The sequence below is a fragment of the Xanthomonas vasicola pv. musacearum NCPPB 4379 genome (assembly GCF_000277895.2).
GTDB lineage: Bacteria > Pseudomonadota > Gammaproteobacteria > Xanthomonadales > Xanthomonadaceae > Xanthomonas > Xanthomonas vasicola.
Genome location: NZ_CP034655.1, coordinates 2,706,957 through 2,725,987 on the forward strand (window position 1 = coordinate 2,706,957; position 19,031 = coordinate 2,725,987).

At 64.2% G+C, this 19,031-nt stretch carries 15 protein-coding genes and 1 pseudogene; 10 read left to right on the top strand and 6 right to left on the bottom strand.

The genetic code is table 11. From position 1 onward, the window contains the following. The first annotated feature begins 139 nt into the window (after nt 1-139). From KWO_RS12615 to KWO_RS12630, 4 genes are all read left to right on the top strand, one after another. Nucleotides 140-799 carry a TetR/AcrR family transcriptional regulator gene (locus tag KWO_RS12615; RefSeq protein ID WP_026112444.1) on the top strand — a complete coding sequence of 220 codons (660 nt, stop codon included), beginning with the start codon at nt 140-142 and terminating at the stop codon, nt 797-799. A 14-nt stretch (nt 800-813) separates the two neighbouring features. Next, nucleotides 814-2,124 carry an efflux RND transporter periplasmic adaptor subunit gene (locus KWO_RS12620; protein ID WP_017112670.1) on the top strand — a complete coding sequence of 437 codons (1,311 nt, stop codon included), beginning with the start codon at nt 814-816 and terminating at the stop codon, nt 2,122-2,124. Between the two features lie 12 nt (nt 2,125-2,136). Then, on the top strand, nt 2,137-5,307 hold the full coding sequence (locus KWO_RS12625) for a multidrug efflux RND transporter permease subunit (protein WP_010376964.1): 3,171 nt from the start codon (nt 2,137-2,139) through the stop codon (nt 5,305-5,307). Nucleotides 5,308-5,386: 79 nt separating this feature from the next. Further along, entirely contained in the window at nt 5,387-5,608 is a 222-nt protein-coding gene (locus tag KWO_RS12630) for a hypothetical protein (protein ID WP_010372231.1), read from the top strand. 204 nt (nt 5,609-5,812) lie between these two features. Here KWO_RS12630 and KWO_RS12635 read toward each other — a convergent pair whose 3' ends face one another. The 4 genes from KWO_RS12635 to KWO_RS12650 form a co-directional block, all read right to left on the bottom strand. Continuing rightward, entirely contained in the window at nt 5,813-6,382 is a 570-nt protein-coding gene (locus KWO_RS12635) for a hypothetical protein (protein WP_010379687.1), read from the bottom strand. A 30-nt stretch (nt 6,383-6,412) separates the two neighbouring features. Then, nucleotides 6,413-7,978, bottom strand: a complete 1,566-nt coding sequence (locus KWO_RS12640) for a phospholipase effector Tle1 domain-containing protein (RefSeq protein WP_017113448.1) — start codon at nt 7,976-7,978, stop codon at nt 6,413-6,415. 25 nt (nt 7,979-8,003) lie between these two features. Further along, on the bottom strand, nt 8,004-8,579 hold the full coding sequence (locus KWO_RS12645) for a hypothetical protein (RefSeq protein ID WP_017112339.1): 576 nt from the start codon (nt 8,577-8,579) through the stop codon (nt 8,004-8,006). A gap of 196 nt (nt 8,580-8,775) precedes the next feature. Next, a complete protein-coding gene (locus KWO_RS12650) occupies nt 8,776-9,132 on the bottom strand; it encodes a DUF2235 domain-containing protein (protein ID WP_017113491.1) in 357 nt (118 codons plus the stop codon). A 101-nt stretch (nt 9,133-9,233) separates the two neighbouring features. Between KWO_RS12650 and KWO_RS12660 the strand changes: the two genes are divergently transcribed. Further along, a complete protein-coding gene (locus KWO_RS12660; RefSeq protein WP_017114881.1) occupies nt 9,234-10,214 on the top strand; it encodes an IS5 family transposase in 981 nt (326 codons plus the stop codon). Nucleotides 10,215-10,328: 114 nt separating this feature from the next. Here KWO_RS12660 and KWO_RS12665 read toward each other — a convergent pair whose 3' ends face one another. Continuing rightward, entirely contained in the window at nt 10,329-10,640 is a 312-nt protein-coding gene (locus KWO_RS12665) for a DUF2235 domain-containing protein (RefSeq protein ID WP_010376662.1), read from the bottom strand. Between the two features lie 199 nt (nt 10,641-10,839). Between KWO_RS12665 and KWO_RS12670 the strand changes: the two are divergent. Next, a pseudogene (locus KWO_RS12670) lies at nt 10,840-10,923 on the top strand (IS5/IS1182 family transposase); the annotation flags it as partial. A gap of 44 nt (nt 10,924-10,967) precedes the next feature. On the opposite strand, the gene KWO_RS12675 reads toward KWO_RS12670, so the two are convergent. After that, nucleotides 10,968-11,963, bottom strand: a complete 996-nt coding sequence (locus KWO_RS12675; protein WP_010372270.1) for a LacI family DNA-binding transcriptional regulator — start codon at nt 11,961-11,963, stop codon at nt 10,968-10,970. Nucleotides 11,964-12,124: 161 nt separating this feature from the next. Between KWO_RS12675 and ptsP the strand changes: the two genes are divergently transcribed. From ptsP to KWO_RS12695, 4 genes are all read left to right on the top strand, one after another. Further along, nucleotides 12,125-14,641: a phosphoenolpyruvate--protein phosphotransferase gene (gene ptsP, locus KWO_RS12680; protein ID WP_017112379.1), complete on the top strand. Its 2,517-nt coding sequence runs from the start codon at nt 12,125-12,127 to the stop codon at nt 14,639-14,641. Next, nucleotides 14,638-15,594, top strand: coding sequence for a 1-phosphofructokinase (gene pfkB / locus KWO_RS12685; protein ID WP_010376643.1), 957 nt, complete (start codon nt 14,638-14,640; stop codon nt 15,592-15,594). The genes ptsP and pfkB overlap by 4 nt, the downstream gene beginning before the upstream one ends. A 157-nt stretch (nt 15,595-15,751) precedes the next feature. Continuing rightward, complete coding sequence (locus KWO_RS12690) at nt 15,752-17,494, top strand: PTS fructose transporter subunit IIC (RefSeq protein WP_010376641.1); 1,743 nt, start codon at nt 15,752-15,754, stop codon at nt 17,492-17,494. Between the two features lie 177 nt (nt 17,495-17,671). After that, complete coding sequence (locus KWO_RS12695) at nt 17,672-18,949, top strand: carbohydrate porin (RefSeq protein ID WP_010376638.1); 1,278 nt, start codon at nt 17,672-17,674, stop codon at nt 18,947-18,949. Nucleotides 18,950-19,031 lie beyond the last annotated feature (82 nt).

Sequence of the window (19,031 nt, forward strand, 5' to 3'; positions counted from 1 at the left end):
CAAGGCAGCGCGGTGCCGAAGTTGGATCGCCACACCCGGCAAAGTCCGGTCGAGTGCTTGGCACGTAAGGCGTTGTGCAGACAAAACCGCGACCGTCAAGCCTGTTTAAAAACTAAACTGGACGGTATAGTCTACCGCCATGACCACTCGTCCCCACCGTGCTGCCAGGCGTTCGGACTGCGACCGCCGTATCCATGCGGCTGTGCATGCACTGCTGGCCGAGCGTGGAATGCGCTTGAGCATGGACGCGGTGGCCGAACGGGCCGGTTGCTCCAAGCAGACCCTGTACAGCTATTACGGCTGCAAGGAAAATCTGCTGCGCGATGTGCTGCAGGACCACGTGCATCTGGCAGCAGGGCCGCTGGGCACGGTCTCAGGCGATCTCCACGCCGATCTGCTGGCCTTCGCGGTGGCACATCTTGGCCGTTTGAACAACCCCGATGTGCTACAGACCTGCCGTCTGGTCGAAGCCGAGTCGCACCGGTTCCCCGACCAGTCGCAGCAGATCTTCCACGACGGCGTGGTCGGCATGCAGCAGCGCCTGGCGCATCGCTTCGAAAAGGCGATCGAAGCGGGCCAGCTGCGACATGACGATCCGCACTTCATGGCCGAATTGTTACTGAGCATGATTGTCGGGCTGGATTTCGACCGCCAACGGTTTCAGGTTCCCCATCGCGCCGGCCTCCCCGCCAGGCAGCAGTGGGCGCAATTCGCCGTGGACACTTTCTTGCGTGCGTTTGCTCCAGCACCTGCCGCGCCGACGCTGGCCCCCCCCTCTTTTCTCACTTCAAGACCCTAACGGAGTTCCTCCTGATGATTGCCCCGCTCCGCTCATTCGGCTTGGCCTGTGCCATCACCGTGGCGCTCGCTGCCTGCAGCAAGCCCGAACAACAGCAGGCACCACCGCCGCCGCAAGTGTCGGTCCTGGAGATGAAGCCGCAGACGCTGCCGCTGGAACGCGACCTGGTCGGCCGCCTGTCGGCGTACCGCTCGGCCGATGTGCGCGCACGCGTGGACGGCGTGGTGCTCAAGCGCCTGTACACCGAAGGCGCCAACGTCACCGAAGGCCAGCCGCTGTTCCAGATCGATCCGTCACAGCTGAAGGCCACGTTGCTGCAGGCACAGGGCCAGCTGGCTGCCGCCGAAGCGACCTACACCAACGCCAAGATCGCCGCGACGCGTGCGCGCAGCCTGGCGCCGCAGCAGTACGTCTCGCGTGCCGACATCGACACCGCCGAAGCCAACGAGCGTTCTTCCGGCGCCAACGTGCAACAGGCGCGCGGCACGGTGGAAGCGGCTCGCATCCAGCTCGGCTTCGCCAGCGTCACCTCGCCAATCACCGGCCGCGCCGGCATTCAGCGCGTAACCGAAGGCGCGCTGGTCGGTGCCGGTGAAGCCACCCTGCTGACCACGGTCGACCAGATCGACCCGCTGTACGTGAACTTCGCCATGAGCAGCGAAGAACTGGCCGCCCTGCGTCAGGCGCAGAGCAGCGGCAACGTGCAGCTCAGCGGCGACGGCAAATCCACCATCAACGTGGAACTGGGCGACGGCACGCAATACCAACACCCCGGCACGCTGGACGTGTCTGCGGTGACGGTGGAACCGAGCACCGGTGCGGTGTCGCTACGCGCAACCCTGCCCAACCCCGAACAATCGCTGCTGCCGGGCGCGTTCGTGACTTTCAAGGCGAGCCTGGGCCAACGCAACAATGCCTACCTGGTGCCGCAGCAGGCGGTGCAACGCGATGCCGCCGGACCCTACGCCCTGGTGCTGGGCAAGGACGGCAAGGTGGTACGCAAGAACCTTACCGTCGACGGCCAGCAGAAGGGCCAGTGGATCGTCACCGGCGGCATGACCCCGGGCGACCAGGTCATCGTCGATGGCGTGCAAAAGGCCAAGGAAGGGCAGCCGGCCAAGGGTGTGCCGTGGGATCCGAACAAGCCGGCACAAGGCGGCCAGCCGGGTGCACCGGGTGCGGCGCCTGCCGCAGCAGCCCAGGGTGGCGATGCGCAGGCCGCACCGGCTGCCGACAAGGCCGATGCAGCGGCGCCGGCCGCTCAGCAACAGCCCAAGCAGGATGCGGCCGCGCAACCGGCCGACTCCCAGTCCAAGCAGCAGTGACGGAACCCGGACATGCCTAAGTTTTTTATCGAACACCCGGTCTTTGCATGGGTGGTGGCGATCCTGATCTCGCTTGCAGGCGTGATCTCGATCCTGAATCTGGGTATCGAGTCTTACCCGACGATCGCCCCGCCGCAGGTCACCGTCACCGCCAACTTCCCCGGCGCCAGCGCCGACACCGCCGAAAAAGCGGTGACCCAGGTTATCGAGCAGCAACTCACCGGTATCGACCACCTGCTGTACTTCAACTCGTCCTCGGCCGCCAACGGCCGTGTGACCATCACGCTGACCTTCGAAACCGGCACCGACGCGGATATTGCGCAGGTGCAGGTGCAGAACAAGGTGTCGCTGGCCACGCCGCGTCTGCCGTCGGAAGTGACCCAGCAGGGTGTGGTGGTGGCCAAGGCCAACGCCGGCTTCCTGATGGTGGCCGCCCTGCGTTCGGACAACCCGTCGATCGACCGCGACGCGCTCAACGACATCGTCGGTTCGCGCGTGCTCGAGCAGATTTCGCGCGTGCCCGGCGTGGGCAGCACCAACCAGTTCGGCGCCGAGTACGCGATGAACATCTGGTTGAACCCGGAGAAGCTGCAGGGCTACAACCTGTCGGCCACCCAGGTGCTGACCGCGGTGCGTAACCAGAACGTGCAGTTCGCTGCCGGTTCGGTGGGCGCCGACCCCACCCCGGAAGGCATCAGCTTCACCGCCACGGTGTCGGCAGAAGGCCGCTTCAGATCGCCCGAGCAGTTCGAAAACATCATCCTGCGCACCGACAACAACGGCGCCACGGTGCGTTTGAAAGACGTTGCACGCGTCACCGTCGGGCCGAGCAACTACGGCTTCGACACCCAGTACAACGGCAAACCCACCGGTGCTTTCGGTATCCAGCTGTTGCCGGGCGCCAATGCATTGAACGTGTCTGAGGCGGTCGGCGCCAAGCTCGACGAGCTGCAGCCGACCTTCCCGCAGGGCGTGACCTGGTTTGCGCCGTACGAATCGACCACCTTCGTGCGCATCTCCATCGAGGAAGTGATCCACACGCTGGTGGAAGCCATCGTGCTGGTGTTCCTGGTGATGCTGCTGTTCCTGCAGAACTTCCGCGCCACCGTGATTCCCACGCTGGTGATTCCGGTCGCGCTGCTGGGCACGTTCTTCGGCATGTACATGATCGGCTTCACCATCAACCAGCTGACGCTGTTTGCGATGGTGCTGGCGATCGGCATCGTGGTGGACGACGCGATCGTGGTGATCGAGAACGTCGAACGCATCATGAGCGAAGAGCATCTGGAGCCCAAGGCGGCCACCCAGAAGGCGATGACCCAGATTACCGGCGCTGTGGTGGCCATCACCGTGGTGCTGGCAGCGGTGTTCATCCCCTCCTCGCTGCAGCCCGGCGCCTCCGGTGCGATCTACAAGCAGTTCGCGTTGACCATCGCCATGTCGATGGGTTTCTCCGCATTCCTCGCGTTGAGCTTTACGCCGGCGCTGTGCGGCGCGTTCCTCAAGTCGACCCACTCCACCAAGAAGAACTGGGTCTACCGCACCTTCGACAAGTACTACGAAAAGCTGGCGCACCGTTATGTCGGCGTGGTCGGTCACACCCTCAAGCGCTCGCCGCCGTGGATGATCGCGTTCGTGGCGCTGGTGGTGCTGTGCGGCTTCCTGTTTACGCGGATGCCGGGCAGCTTCCTGCCGGAAGAAGACCAGGGCTTTGCGGTGGCCATCGTGCAGCTGCCGCCGGGCGCGACCAAGATCCGCACCAACGAAGCATTCGCACAGATGCGTGCGGTGCTGGAGAAGCAGCCGGCCGTGGAAGGCATGCTGCAGATCGCCGGCTTCAGCTTCCTGGGCTCGGGCGAAAACGTCGGTATGGGCTTCATCCGGCTCAAGCCATGGGAAGAGCGTGACGTCACCGCCGAGCAGTTGATTCAGCAGCTCAATGGCGCCTTCTATGGCATCAAGGGCGCGCAGATCTTCGTGGTCAACCTGCCCACCGTGCAGGGTCTGGGCCAGTTCGGCGGCTTCGACATGTGGCTGCAGGACCGTTCCGGTGCCGGCCAGGAAGCGCTGATCAATGCGCGCAACATCGTGCTCGGCAAGGCGGCGGAAAAACAGGACACCCTGGTCGGCGTACGCCCGAACGGCCTGGAAAACTCGCCGCAGCTGCAGTTGCACGTGGACCGCGTGCAGGCGCAGTCGATGGGCCTGAATGTCAGCGACATCTACAGCTCGATCCAGCTGATGCTGGCGCCGGTGTACGTCAACGACTACTTCGCCGAAGGCCGCATCAAGCGCGTCAACATGCGCGCCGACGATCAGTTCCGTGTCGGCCCCGAGTCGCTGCGAAACTTCTTCAGCCCCAGCGCCACCGCCACCGGCGCCGACGGTCAGCCGGCAATGATTCCGCTGAGCAACGTGGTCAAGGTCGAGTGGAACTACGCATCGCCTGCGTTGAACCGCTACAACGGCTATTCCGCCGTGAACATCGTCGGCAACCCGGCCCCGGGCGGCAGTTCCGGCCAGGCGATGAGCGCGATGGAAGATATCGTCAACAACGATCTGCCACCGGGCTTCGGCTTCGACTGGAGCGGCATGTCGTACCAGGAAATCATCGCCGGTAATGCCGCGACGCTGTTGCTGGCGTTGTCGGTGGTGGTGGTCTTCCTGTGCCTGGCCGCGCTTTATGAAAGCTGGTCGATTCCGGTCGCGGTGCTGATGGTGGTGCCGATCGGCGTGTTGGGTGCAATCACCTTCTCGATGCTGCGCGGCTTGCCGAACGATCTGTACTTCAAGATCGGCATGATCACGGTGATTGGTCTGGCGGCGAAGAACGCGATCCTGATCGTGGAATTCGCAGTGGAGCAGCGTGCGGCAGGCAAGACGCTGCGCGAGGCCACGCTGGAAGCGGCGCATCTGCGTTTCCGCCCCATTTTGATGACCTCGTTCGCGTTCATCCTGGGCGTGTTGCCGCTGGCCATCTCCACCGGTGCCGGCGCCAACTCACGTCACTCCATCGGTACCGGCGTGATTGGCGGCATGGTGTTCGCCACCGTGCTCGGCCTGATCTTTATCCCGCTGTTCTTCGTAGTGGTGCGCCGCATGCTGGGCGACAAGCTGGACGAGCAGTCCAAGGAATATCTGGCCGTTGAGAACGAAGGTGGAACCCACCGCCCGGATCGCTGAGTCAGGCATTTGCTGCAACCAACAGCCCCGGCACTGCCGTAATGCTGTTCACTTAAGCAACTGTGTCACCGAGAATCCGATGCCAGCCCCTGGCATCGGATTTTTTGTGTCCATCCACCAGCAACGGCTCGACCTTGGTGAGCTCTTCAACTTCTCCGACCTGAGCACATTTACGCAGAACATCCCGGTGGAGTGGATAACCAGCGCGCTTGATTTAGAGCGGGAAAGGAGCACCGCGCGCGATCTACTGGCACGCCCCAGTCATTTCACTCAATTGATGAAGGCGCCTGGCCAGTCTTGAAACGCGGCGTCACCGGACGACCACGGCAACCGGCGTGGATGTTCATACCGGGGCCGCAGCCATGCGGAGCCGGAACCGGATCCATCGCAATGCGCTCCTGCGCAGCGGCGGTGCACGGTATCGCCGACAGCGACACAATCGCACGCACGTCGCCCCTGATGCCTGAAACCGCGGGGCGCATCACCCGTGGCGGCGGCGCCGGAATCAGCGCGGTTTGACCTGCCGATACTGCCGGCGATCGCCGTAGGACCGGCCCTTGGTCTCCACGTTAGCGCAGAGCTGGCCGTTGCACAGCGTCACGTCGGCGGCGTTGTAGGCGCGCAGCAACTCGGCACGCAACTGGTTGTCTTTAATTTGCTGGCGATAATGGGCCAGCAACCATCCGCCACCGCCCAGCAACACCAGCAGACTTCCGACCACCACCGCGGCGCCTTTCCACAGCAACAGGCGCTGCGCCCGCTCGATACGCGTGAGTTGATCGGACAGCGATTGCGCCCCTTCGGCGATCAAGCGGCCGGCCTGCTGCAGCCGTTTCTCGAACCCGGCCACCGACTGGTCCATCCCCTGCTGCACATTTCTCACCAACGTGTCGGGAACGCGCTGCAAGGTCTGCTCTGCCGAACGGGTCATCACCCCGGGCAAGGACTGCGCCACCTGTTCCAACTGCTGCGCGAGGCGGCGTTGTTGTTGTTCCATCTCACTGCAGCGGCGCTCGAACTGCTCCATGAGTGCGGCGGTCTTGTTGACCAACGTCAGTGGGTCTTTTGTATCCATTGTGCATCCTGCCTTTGTTGTTGCCCCTTGTTACATGCTGCGCCCACCGATGCGCACCGTTTCTTGTTGCTGTTGCTGTTGTTGCTGCGCCTGCATCGCCTGCTGGGTGGCCAGCTGTTCCTGTCGATTTACCGTCTCGATAGCCTCGGCGCGCAACGCGCGGCCGGCTGGTTCATTGGCCAGGGTCTGGGTCATCAGACGGAACTGATCGCGGTTGTCGTTCTGTCCGGCGGACAACATGCGGTCCAGGAATGCTTCCGGGTCGTCATGCAGGGAGGGCAGTTTATCGGCCGCTTTCTGGGCATCGGGCTTCATCGGGACTTGCCACTGCTGCGGATCATGGCTGTGCTCACGCTCATGCTGGCGCTCCTGCCCCCGCTGAATCTGCTGCTGATGCCAGCTTGTCGGCTCGGGTGGGCCATTGTGCAGGACGAACGCCGGCACCGAGGAATCGGTGCGTTCCGGCGACAGCGCCACAGGGCGCAAAGGAAACTGCGCGTGCAGACCGGTATCCAGGGCCTGGGCATCGGTACGGTTGAGGCTGACTGTGGTGCCGGCCAGATCCTTCACATGTACGCGTTGGCCCAGCGTGGTCGCCGCCATCGTGGTGTAGAAGGACTGGTGCTGTTCGGAATGGTGGATGACGTTCATTTCAGGCGCGCTGGACACCGTGCGCGGTTTCAGGAACGGCGTGTCGCTGAGAGTGTTGACGTAATCGGTAAGCAGGTTGCCATTGCGCACGGACAGGCCATCGAGCCGGTAGGAACCGCCGATATCCGAATGCGCGCCCGGATTGACCAGATTGAGCAGGCGCCCGTCGGGGGTGCGGCCCGGATCGATGATGTCCTTGACCGGGAACAGATCACGGCGCTCGTCGCGGGCGGTGAGTTGCAGGCCCGACACCACCGACGGCGGCAGGCGCGTGTCGCGCAGGTTCATGTCCCCGGTGGCCACCGGGTCCAGCAAACCCACCGCCTGCGCGGTCCGCCCGGGCGGTACCAGTGGCGGATGGGTTGGGGTGAGTTTGAGGATTTCGCCGTCTGGGCCACGGTCGATCTTCATGTCTTTGGGATTTTGGATGCCGCGCTCATGCACCATGCGGGTGAACATTGCCGCGGTGACCGCGCCACGGCTGAAGCCGGTGGAGACGGTGCTTATCTCGGCTTTGGGATCTTCGATCTTCCAGTCGTTGGCTTGGTTGATGAACTCCAGATACATTTTTTCCATGCGTCGCCCGTAGCTGTATCCCAGACCGCCATCGAGGTCGCGGGTGAAAGCATCGTCCTGGGTTCCTACCCCTGGGACGTAGTAGCCGCCGATATTGCGAACATTTGATTTTTTAGCGGCTTGTACTTGGTCGTACAGAGTCCCGATATTGGTAATGTGCTCAGGATCCTTGTACTTATCGTTGCCGGTGCCGTCGAAGCAGGCAACAAACAAACGGGTATGCGGATTCTTCTGGCTGACCAGCAAGGGCGCTTGGAACTGAGTCAGCGCATGGCGGCTCTGTTGGTAAGCAGCCAAATCCTGTGCAGTCGCCGGATAGGTTTCCACACCATTGGCCCATTTCTTCTCGTCGTGACGCTCGTTACCCATTGCATGCTCCCTGGCGATGACGCCATCAGTAGGTTTTGGTATAGGCGAGGATCGGGTCGTTGCGGAAATAACTATATTCGTTACCCGGCTTCTGCTGCACCGTCGTCTGCACCATCGCTTTCATATACACATTGATGGTGCGGTCGTTCACTTCCAGGATGATATGAGGAGAGATATCGGCCTGCAGGATTGGTGGCAGCTGCTCCTGCGGCACATGGTGCAGAACCACCTTGTCCTTGAAGATGGCATCGAGGTCGACCAGCGCATGGTGCGGCTGGCCATCCTTGGAGCGCCACGTCACCTCGGCAGGGGGCGGGAAGTGTGGGAAGTTGCGGATGCCGATCGTGCCTGAGTCAAGGTTACCTGGGTAACCATCGCCTAGCGACGCTGACGAGATCTGTTTGACATCATCGGGATCGTTTGCCTCATACCTGCCGTCATACAGCACCTTGCAGCCATAGGTGTCATAACACATCGCCCCGAACGCATGGTCGGCGAACGGAATCGGCTTGCTGGTATCGATATGCACGGTGTTATGGGCATCGACGGGGATATTGCCGATCAGGTGAATACCGGATGGTTCGTTGGTCGGTGTATTCATGCGCGAACATCCACTCAGAGGGAGGGCGAAGATGGCGCACACAAGCAGAGGAAGCGCTGCTCGGTGCTGCGGGAAGCAATCCGGTCGCACAGCCATGGGGCCACCTGTTGGAAGGAAATATTAGCCTACTACAGCCTGCTTGCCGATATGTGCTCAGCGCACGCGACTGCCCTGTAGTCCTGTGACCTGCCAGGCGTTACGTGGCAGCTCGCTCCCTCGCTTCCATCTGTGGCCCATCGCTATAACCCAGGCCACCGTCGAAGTTGCGGGTGAAGGCATCGTCCTGGGCGCCTACGCCGGGCACGTAGTAGCCGCTGATATTTTTAGCACCGTTACTTACTGCCGTCTGCACCTGATCATCCAGAGTGCCGATATTGGTAATGTGCTCAGGGTCCTTGTACTTATCGTTGCCGGTGCCGTCGAAGCAGGCAACAAACAAACGGGTGTGCAGATTCTTCTGGCTGACCAGCAAGGGTGCTTGGAACTGAGTCAGCGCATGGCGGCTCTGTAGATAAACAGCCAAATCCTGTGCAGTCGCCGGGTAGGTTTCCACACCATCGGCCCATGTCTTCGTATCGTTACGCTCGTTAGGGAACCTCTGAACAACTCACCACAGATACGCGACACTACCCGCCTCATGTTGAGGAGTGATCCATGCAACTGACGTTCGGTGACGCTGAGGGCCTGGGCAAGCGCAAGCAGACCCGGCGCGAGATCTTCCTGGCCGAGATGGAGCAGGTGATTCCGTGGCAGCAACTGCTCGGGCTGATCGCGCCGCACTATCCGGTGTCGGGGCGGCCCGGGCGGCAGCCGTACGCACTGGCGACGATGTTGCGGATTCATCTGCTGCAGCAGTGGTATGCGTTGAGCGATCCGGCAATGGAAGAAGCGCTGCACGAGATTCCGACCTTACGGCGATTTGCCCAGCTCGGCGGGTTGGACGACATTCCCGACGCGACCACGATTCTCAATTTTCGGCGCCTGCTGGAGACCCATGGTCTTGCCGCGCGGATGCTGGAAGCGGTCAACGCGCATCTGGCGCGCAAGGGCCAGAGCCTGCGGTCGGGCACGATCGTCGATGCGACGCTGATCGCTGCACCCAGTTCGACCAAGAACGCCGATCACGCACGCGACCCTGAAATGCATCAGACCAAGAAAGGCAATCAGTGGTATTTCGGGATGAAGGCGCACATCGGCGTGGATGAGTTTTCCGGGCTGGTGCACCACGTCCATTGCACAGCGGCCAATGTCGCCGATGTCACGGTGATGCACACGTTGCTGCATGGCAAAGAAGACAGCGTGTTCGGCGACAGCGGCGACACCGGTGCAGACAAACGCGAAGAGCTGCAGGACTGCGAAGCTGCATTCTTCATCGCCGCCAGGCCCTCGACGATCCAAGGCATCGGCAACAACCGCGAGCGTGCCCGGCAACAGCGTTGGGAGCACTTCAAGGCCAGCGTGCGCGCGAAGGTGGAGCATCCATTCCGGGTGATCAAACGTCAATTCGGCTACACCAAGGTCCGCTATCGCGGCTTGGCCAAGAACACCGCACACGTGCTGACCTTGTTTGCGCTCTCCAACCTGTGGATGAAGCGAAAGCAGTTGCTGCCGGCTATGGGGAGCGTGCGCCTGTAAACCGGGCAATTCCCCCGGAAAGCGCCAGAAATGGCAAAAATCCGAAGCTCCAAACGCCACTCTTCGGAAACATGCCACCTTCCGCCCTGTCAGGCATCGTTGTTCAGACCTTCCCTAGGTGCCTACGCCGGGCATGTAATAGCCGCCGATATTGCGAACATTTGCTTTATTAGCAGCGTAAACCTGATCGCTCAACACGCCGATATTGGTGATGTGCTCAGGATCTTTGTACTTATCGTTGCCGGTGCCGTCGAAGCAGGCGACGAACAAACGGGTGTGCGGATTGTTCTGACTGACCAACTGCGGTGCCTGGAACTGCGCCAGCGCATGGCGGCTTTGTTGATATACAGCCAGATCCTGTGCAGTCGCCGGAAAGGTTTCCACACCGTCGGCCCATGTCCTCGTATCGTTACGCTCATTATCCATTGCACGCTCCTTGGCGACTACGCCATCAGCAGGTTCTGGTGTAGGCGAAGATCAGGTCATTTCATGAGTTGCCATATTTGTTCCTGGCTATTGCAATACGGCAGTCGCTATAAAATCGTGCATCTACATATTGATGGTGCGACCATTCACTTCCAGAACAATATGCGGGAGATATTTTCCTGCAGGATCGGCGGCAGCCGCCAAACTCAAGCCGTATCGCGCCATTGCGACTCGATACGACAAGACCGCCTGCAAATTCCTCGGCGCGATCTACTGGATCGCCTTCCACTCAATTGATGACAGATCCTGGGCGTTACTTCGGAGCAGTCAGGTGCTGTGCGCGTGTGGACCAGTGGAACCACGCACCACGCAGCGCCCGGTCATAACCATGCGGCGGATCGGCAATTGCGGATTGCTCATCCGTTCGAGCAATAGCGACATCGCCGCGCGGCCCATGTCTTCGACCGGCTGCTCGACCACGGTGATGCCCGGCTCGACCAGGTCGGTCCAGCGCTCGTTATCGAACCCGGCCAGGGCCAGATCCTGCGGCAGGCGCAGACCGGCGGTGCGCGCGGCCTTCAGCGCGCCCATCAGCAGCAGGCTGTTGCTGGTGACGATGGCCTCGGGCCGGTCGTCGTTGGCGAGCCATTGACCCAATTCGGCAATCGCCGCCTCTGCAGTCGGCGCCACTTCGCGGTAATCCGGCTCCAGGCCCTGCGCACGCATCGCGGCCAGGTAACCGTCGCGACGCTCTGCGGCCGTGGTACTGGTGCTGCCGAACAGACCACCGATGCGCCGATATCCCTGCGCCTGCAAGTGCGCCACCAGCTCGGCCATGGCCGCACCGTTATCGAGCACCACGCTGTCGTAGCGGCTGCCGGGGCCGGCGCGGTCCACCAGCACGGTGGGGTAATCCAGCGCCAGTTCATGCATGCGCCCCACTGTCACCCGGGTGGGCGCAAAGATCAGCCCGGTGATGCGTTCTTCCTTCATTAGTTCCAGATATAACGCCTCGCGCTCGGGATCTTCGTCGGTATTGCACAAAGTGACGCGCATACCGGCACGGTAGGCGACCTCTTCCACTGCACGGATCAGCGCCGTGAAGTACGGGTTGCGGATGTCGGCCACGATCACCCCCAGGATGCCGGACTGCTGCGAGCGCAGCCGCCGCGCCATCAGATTGGGCCGATAGCCGGTCTGGCGCACCGCCGCTTCCACCTTGGCACGCACTTCCTCGCTCACCGGGCCGGTGCCCAGCGCGCGCGAGACCGTGGATTTGGACACTCCGGCCACGCGGGCCACGTCATTGATGCTGATACTCACTGGGACCGTTCCCGCTCCATTTGCGCACCTTAGACCCAGGCGCCGTGTGGGCTTTGATGCTAACCCGAAAGCACTACACCGGTTTTGTGCAGTGCACATTGACGTCGAAGGTGGGAACGTTCCCACTATACTTCCCAGCCCGACCTCATCCGGAGCCCGTCTTGCCCTCTCCGTCGCTTGCCCCCGTCACCCCCGACCTTGTGCGCCTGCGCGCGTCTGCCCGCGACAAGGACGACGCCATCGCCCAGGCCGCCCAGCTGCTGGTCGCGGCCGGCTGCGTCGCGCCGGGCTACGACGCCAGCATGCGGCGCCGCGAAGGCCTGGCAAACACCTTTCTGGGCCACGGCCTGGCGATCCCGCACGGCGTCGGCGAAGACCGTCACCTGGTGCGCCGCGACGGTATCGCGGTGCTGCAGCTGCCCGAGGGCGTGGAATGGAATCCTGGCCAGATCACCCGGCTGGTGGTCGGCATCGCCGCGCAGTCCGATACCCACATCACCTTGCTGCGCCGGCTGACCCGGTTGATCCAGGATCCGGCACAGCTCGAAGCGCTGTTCAGCACCGATGACCCCAGCGTCATCGTCGCCGCACTCACCGGGGACCGTGCGCCCGACACCAGCACCGCGCCAGCCACCGACCTGGCCGAAACGTTCGAGTGGACCATTGCTTATCCCAGCGGCCTGCACGCCCGCCCTGCCACGCGCTGGGCCGAGACCGCACGTGGCTTCTCGGCCCGTGCGCAGGTGCGTGCTGGCGACCAGGCCGCCGATGCCAAAAGCCTGGTTGGCCTGCTGCAGCTTGGCCTGCGTGCCGGCGACAGCATCACCGTGTCGGCCGAAGGCAGCGACGCCGCCGCCCTGCTCAAGCGCCTGCGCGCGGTGATGGACAGCCTCACCGCGCAGGAAAAGGCCGATGCCGAGCGTGCCGCGCAACGTCGCGCCGCCCCGGTGACCGGCTGGACCCCGCCGCAGGCACAGCCGGCCATCGTCGGCATCGGCGCCAGCCCGGGCGTGGCGATCGGCATCGTGCACCGCCTGCGTGCCGCGCAGACCGAGGTGGCCGACCAACCGGTCGGCCTGGGCGATGGTGGCGCGCAGTTGCACGACGCACTGACCCGCACCCGCCAGCAGCTTGCGGCGATCCAGGACGACACCCAGCGCCGTCTCGGCGCCTCGGACGCGGCCATCTTCAAGGCCCAGGCCGAACTGCTCAACGACACCGACCTGATCACCCGCACCTGTCAGCTGATGGTCGAAGGCCACGGCGTGGCGTGGTCCTGGCACCAGGCGGTGGAACAGATGGCCTCCGGCCTCGCCGCGCTGGGCAACCCGGTGCTGGCCGGTCGCGCTGCCGACTTGCGCGATGTCGGCCGCCGCGTGCTGACCCAACTCGATCCGGCCGCCGCCGGCGCCGGTCTCACCGACCTGCCCGAGCAGCCATGCATTCTGCTTGCCAGCGACCTGTCGCCGTCGGACACCGCCAATCTGGACACCGCGCGCGTGCTCGGCCTGGCCACTGCACAAGGCGGGCCGACCTCGCACACCGCCATCCTCTCGCGCACGCTCGGCATGCCGGCGCTGGTTGCGGCCGGCGGCCAGTTGCTGGATATCGAAGACGGCGTCACCGCCATCATCGACGGCAGCAGCGGGCGCCTGTACATCAATCCGTCCGCGCTGGATCTGGACGCCGCACGCACGCATATCGCCGAGCAGCAGGCCATCCGCGAGCGCGAAGCCGCCCAGCGCGCGTTGCCGGCCGAAACCACCGACGGCCACCACATCGACATCGGCGCCAACGTCAATCTGCCCGACCAGGTCGCGATGGCGCTGACCCAGGGTGCCGAAGGCGTCGGCCTGATGCGCACCGAATTCCTGTTCCTGGAAAGCGGCCGCACCCCCAGCGAGGACGAACAGCACGCCACCTATCTGGCGATGGCGCAGGCGCTGGATGGCCGCCCGCTGATCGTGCGTGCGCTCGATATCGGTGGCGACAAGCAAGTGGCGCATCTGGAATTGCCGCACGAAGAAAACCCGTTCCTGGGCGTACGCGGCGCCCGTTTGTTGCTGCGTCGTCCGGATTTGCTGGCGCCACAACTGCGTGCGCTGTATCGCGCCGCCAAAGACGGTGCGCGGCTGTCGATCATGTTCCCGATGATCACCTCGGTGCCGGAGCTGATCGCGCTGCGCGAGATCTGCGCACGCATCCGCGCCGACCTCGACGCACCGGAAGTGCCGATCGGCATCATGATCGAAGTGCCGGCCGCCGCCGCGCAGGCCGACGTGCTGGCGCGCCACGCCGACTTTTTCTCGATCGGCACCAACGACCTCACCCAATACGTGCTGGCGATCGACCGCCAGAACCCGGAACTGGCCGCCGAAGCCGACAGCCTGCATCCGGCCGTGCTGCGCATGATCCGCAGCACGATTGAAGGCGCGCACAAGCATGACCGCTGGGTCGGCGTGTGCGGCGGGCTTGCCGGCGATGCGTTCGGCGCCAGTCTGCTAGCCGGCCTGGGCGTGCAGGAATTGTCGATGACACCCAATGACATCCCGGCGGTGAAGGCACGCCTGCGCGGCACTGCGCTGAGCACCTTGCAGCAGCTGGCCGAGCAGGCGTTGAGCTGCGAAACCGCCGAACAGGTGCGCGCATTGGACGCCAAGCGCGAGGACGCGGCATGAGCCTGCAGGCCATCACCGTTACGCTGAATCCGGCGATCGACCAGACCATCCAGCTGGACCACCTGCAGCCGGGCGCCGTGCACCGCGCCAACAGCGTGCGCAACGATGCCGGTGGCAAAGGCATCAATGTGGCCGCCTGCCTGGCCGACTGGGGCAGCCAGGTCGCAGCGCTCGGTGTGCTCGGGGGCGGCAATGCCGGCGTGTTCGAAGCCTTGTTTCGCGAACGCGGCATCACCGATCACTGCCAGCGTGTGGCCGGCGAAACCCGCACCAATCTCAAGCTGGTCGACGCACGCAGCAACGACACCACCGACATCAACCTGCCCGGCCTGCGCTTAGGCCAGCCGCACCTGCAGGGCGTCGCCGATCATCTCGCCCCGCTGCTGTGCCCCGGCCTGCTGGTGGTGCTGTCCGGCAGCCTACCGGCCGGGCTGCCGGACGACAGCTGGGCGCGGTTGCAGGCCCAGGCCAGTGACGCCGGTGCGCGCGTGTTGCTCGACACCAGCGGCCTGCCCTTGGTGATGGCGCTGAATGCCGCGTGCGAGGCGCTGCCGTACGCAGTCAAACCGAATCGCTACGAGCTCGAAGCCTGGACCGGTCGCCCGTTGAACGACCACACCGCCCTCAGCGCCGCCGCGCAGGAACTGATCGCACGCGGCGTCCAACTGGTGGTCATTTCGATGGGCACCGACGGCGCTCTGTTCGTGCAGCGCGACCAGCGCTTGATCGCCCGCCCGCCACGCTTGGCGCACGGCAGCAGTGTGGGCGCAGGCGATGCGATGGTGGCCGGTTTGGCCGCTGCGCTGCTGGACGACGCCATCACGCTGGAGCAATGCGCACGACTGGCCACAGCGTTTTCGATGTGCCGGCTGGAAAGCGGCGACGCGCGTCGGATTACGCCCGAGGGCGTGCGCAGCGCCGCAACCGACGTCGTGATCGAAGCGCTGTCATGAGCCGCCATCTGCAGCGACCGATGCCGGCACCCAGAGGTTCGTGGGTTGTGGCAGTCGCAGGCAGCGGCACAACTCGCGCGCTTAACCGCCACGCATCACGTTAAAAAAATTCCCCCGCCGGTGACACCGGCGACCGCAACACAGCAGGAGTTTTGCCATGTCCTCTTCCATCGTGGTCATCGCCGCTGGCGAACGCAGTACCGAAGCCGTCCTGGCGGCTGAGGCGCTGCGCCGCGCGGCCACCGCCGCCGGGCGCAGCGTGACGATCGAAATCCGCAGCGACCAAGGCGTGCTCGGCGCGCTGCCGAGCGAACTCGTCAGCGGTGTCGCACAGGTCTTGGTGGTGGGCGACGCCGATGCCGACAGCGCCCGCTTTGGCGATGCGCAACTGGTACGCCTGAGCCTGGGCGCGGTGCTGGACAACCCAGCCGCTGCGCTGAGCCAGCTTGCTGCACCCGCTGCCGCAAGCGCATCGACCGGCGCAGGCGGTGCAGGTACAGGCAGCAAGCGCATCGTCGCCATCACCTCCTGCCCCACCGGCATCGCGCACACCTTCATGGCTGCCGAAGGCCTGCAGCAGGCCGCCAAGAAACTCGGCTACCAGATGCGGGTGGAAACCCAGGGCTCAGTGGGTGCGCAGGACGCACTCACCGACGATGAAATCCGCGCAGCAGACGTCGTCATCATTGCCGCCGACCGCGAAGTAGATCTGGCCCGTTTCGGCGGCAAGCGCGTGTTCAAGAGCGGCACCAAGCCGGCGATCAACGATGGCCCGGCGCTGATCAACAAGGCCCTGGCCGACGCCAGCGTGCATGGCGGCGCTGCGCCTGCCAGCGGCACGACTGCCAGCGCCACCGCGAGCAAGGGCAACGGACGCACCGGCGCCTACAAGCATCTAATGACCGGCGTCTCTTTCATGCTGCCGTTCGTCACTGCCGGCGGCCTGCTGATTGCGCTGGCATTTGCGCTGGGCGGCATCTATGCCGGCGACGATGCGCATCAAGGCACGTTGGCTTGGTCGCTGTTCCAGATCGGCGCCAAGGCCGGCTTCACCCTGATGGTGCCCGCCCTGGCCGGCTACATCGCCTACTCCATCGCCGACCGCCCCGGCATCGCGCCCGGCATGATCGGCGGCCTGGTCGCGGCCAATCTCAACGCCGGCTTCCTCGGTGGGATCATTGCCGGCTTCATCGCCGGCTACGGCGTGGCTGCGCTCAACCGCTACATCAAGCTGCCGCGCAACCTGGAAGGCCTCAAGCCGGTGCTGATCCTGCCGGTGCTGGGCACCCTGGTGGTTGGGTTGGCGATGATGTACGTGTTCGGCCAACCGGTGGCCGACCTGCTGGCCTGGCTCACCGCCTGGTTGCGCGGCATGCAGGGCAGCAGCGCGTTGCTGCTGGGCCTGCTGCTCGGCGGCATGATGGCCTTCGATATGGGCGGGCCGGTCAACAAGGCGGCCTATGCGTTTTCCACCGGCTTGATCGCCAGCCAGGTCTATACCCCGATGGCCGCTGCCATGGTGGCCGGCATGACCCCGCCGCTGGGCATTGCGCTGGCGACCTGGGTGTTCCGCAACCGCTTTACCGCCGAAGAACGCGGCTCGGCCACTGCCGCCGGCGTGCTTGGGCTGGCCTTCGTCACCGAAGGCGCCATCCCCTATGCCGCACGCGACCCGTTGCGCACCATCCCGGCACTGGTGATCGGCTCGGCCGTGGCCGGCGCCATCTCGATGACCGCCGGTGCCGAATTGAAGGCGCCGCATGGCGGCATCTTCGTGCTGCTGATCCCCAACGCCGTCACCCACCTGCTCAATTACGTGCTGGCCCTGGTGGTCGGCGTGGTGGTCACGGCGATCGCGCTGCGCCTGCTCAAGAAGCCGGTTGCCGACGTCGTCGCCTGATCCAGCAACGGCGGCACGGAGCTGCCGTCGAACCCAATGCGCCTGCGCTCTACCGCGCGTCCCCTGACCTGCTTCTACCGCTGCGCTGCACACCCTGGTGCGCGGCCAGCGGCTTGTCCACCCACCTGTTGTCGCGTTCGCCCCCAAGGCCACGCCCTTTTTGCCCGGAGTCCTGCCATGACCGCCCTCGCCCCCCGCCGTGCCCGCCCCCGTCTGCTGTGCCTGTCGCTGACCTTGGCACTCACCCCGCTCGCCTACGCGCAAGACGCCACCGACGCCTTCAAGCTCAAGCTGGGCTACACCGGCGAAGCAGCTTCGATGATCGACGGCGGCCGCAAAAGCGGCAACGCCTATGCCGGCCAGTTGATGGTCGGCACCGACGTCGACATGGACCGTCTGTTCGGCTGGAACGGCGCCACGGTGAAGCTGTACGTCATCAACCGCCACGGCACCAACCTGGCCAACAGCAGCCTCGGCAACAGCACCTCGGTACAGGAAATCTACGGCGGCCAGGGCACGCGTCTGGCCAACTTCACCCTGCTGCAGAAGCTCTTCAACGACCGCCTGGAGCTGGAAGCCGGCCGCAGCGTAGCCAACACCCACTTCCTTGGCTCGGACCTGTGCCAGTACTTCCAGGGCAACTCGGCCTGCGGCAACCCCACCTTCGTGTTCCGCACCAGTAACTTCACCTACTGGCCGGTCTCCAGTTGGGCCGCGGATGCCACCGCGTGGGTCATGCCCAAGGTCTACGTCCACGTCGGTGCCTATGAAGTAAACCCGGTGCAGGCCCAAGACGGCCAGCACGGCTTGAACTGGAGCACCAACGACACCACCGGCGTGGTGGTGCCCTATGCCGTTGGCTACAAGAACAAGGGCGGCGACGGCAGCATAGCGGCCATGTACGAACTGGGCGGCTGGCAGGACAACTCCGACTACACCGACCCGCTGCGCGACCGCAACGGCAACCCGGCCGTGCTGAGCGGCCTGTCGTATGAGAACAAGCAGGGCCGCTCTGGCCTCTTCGCGCGCTTCGAACAGCAGGTGACCAACCCCGACCCGTCGGGCACGCGGGGCCTTACCGTGTTCGGCGCGATCCTGCAAAGCACCAGCGGCCAGGCCATCGAAGACCATTTCATCGAGCTCGGTCTGGTGCAGAAAGGCACCTTCGCCAGCCGCCCGCAGGACAACATCGCCTTCGTCATCACCCAGCAGAAATACAGCGACGAAGCGATCGAAAACCTGCGCCTGGCGCGCGCCTCCGCCGGCGGCACCGGCACCCCCGCCGACAACCAGATCATGATGGAGCTGAGCTACGGCATCCAGGTCACCAAGCAACTGCGCATCGCGCCGAACCTGCACTACGTGATCAACCCCGACCAGTTCAACGAACCGACCCGCACCAACGATCTGAAGAACGCCTTGATCGCCGGCCTGCGGATCGACTGGAATCTGTGACCCTTAGCGAAGCTGCGCGCGTTGCGCGCATGCTTGGCGGGCACCACTATTTGAAGTGAGTGGCGGGTGCGTTGCATTTGAC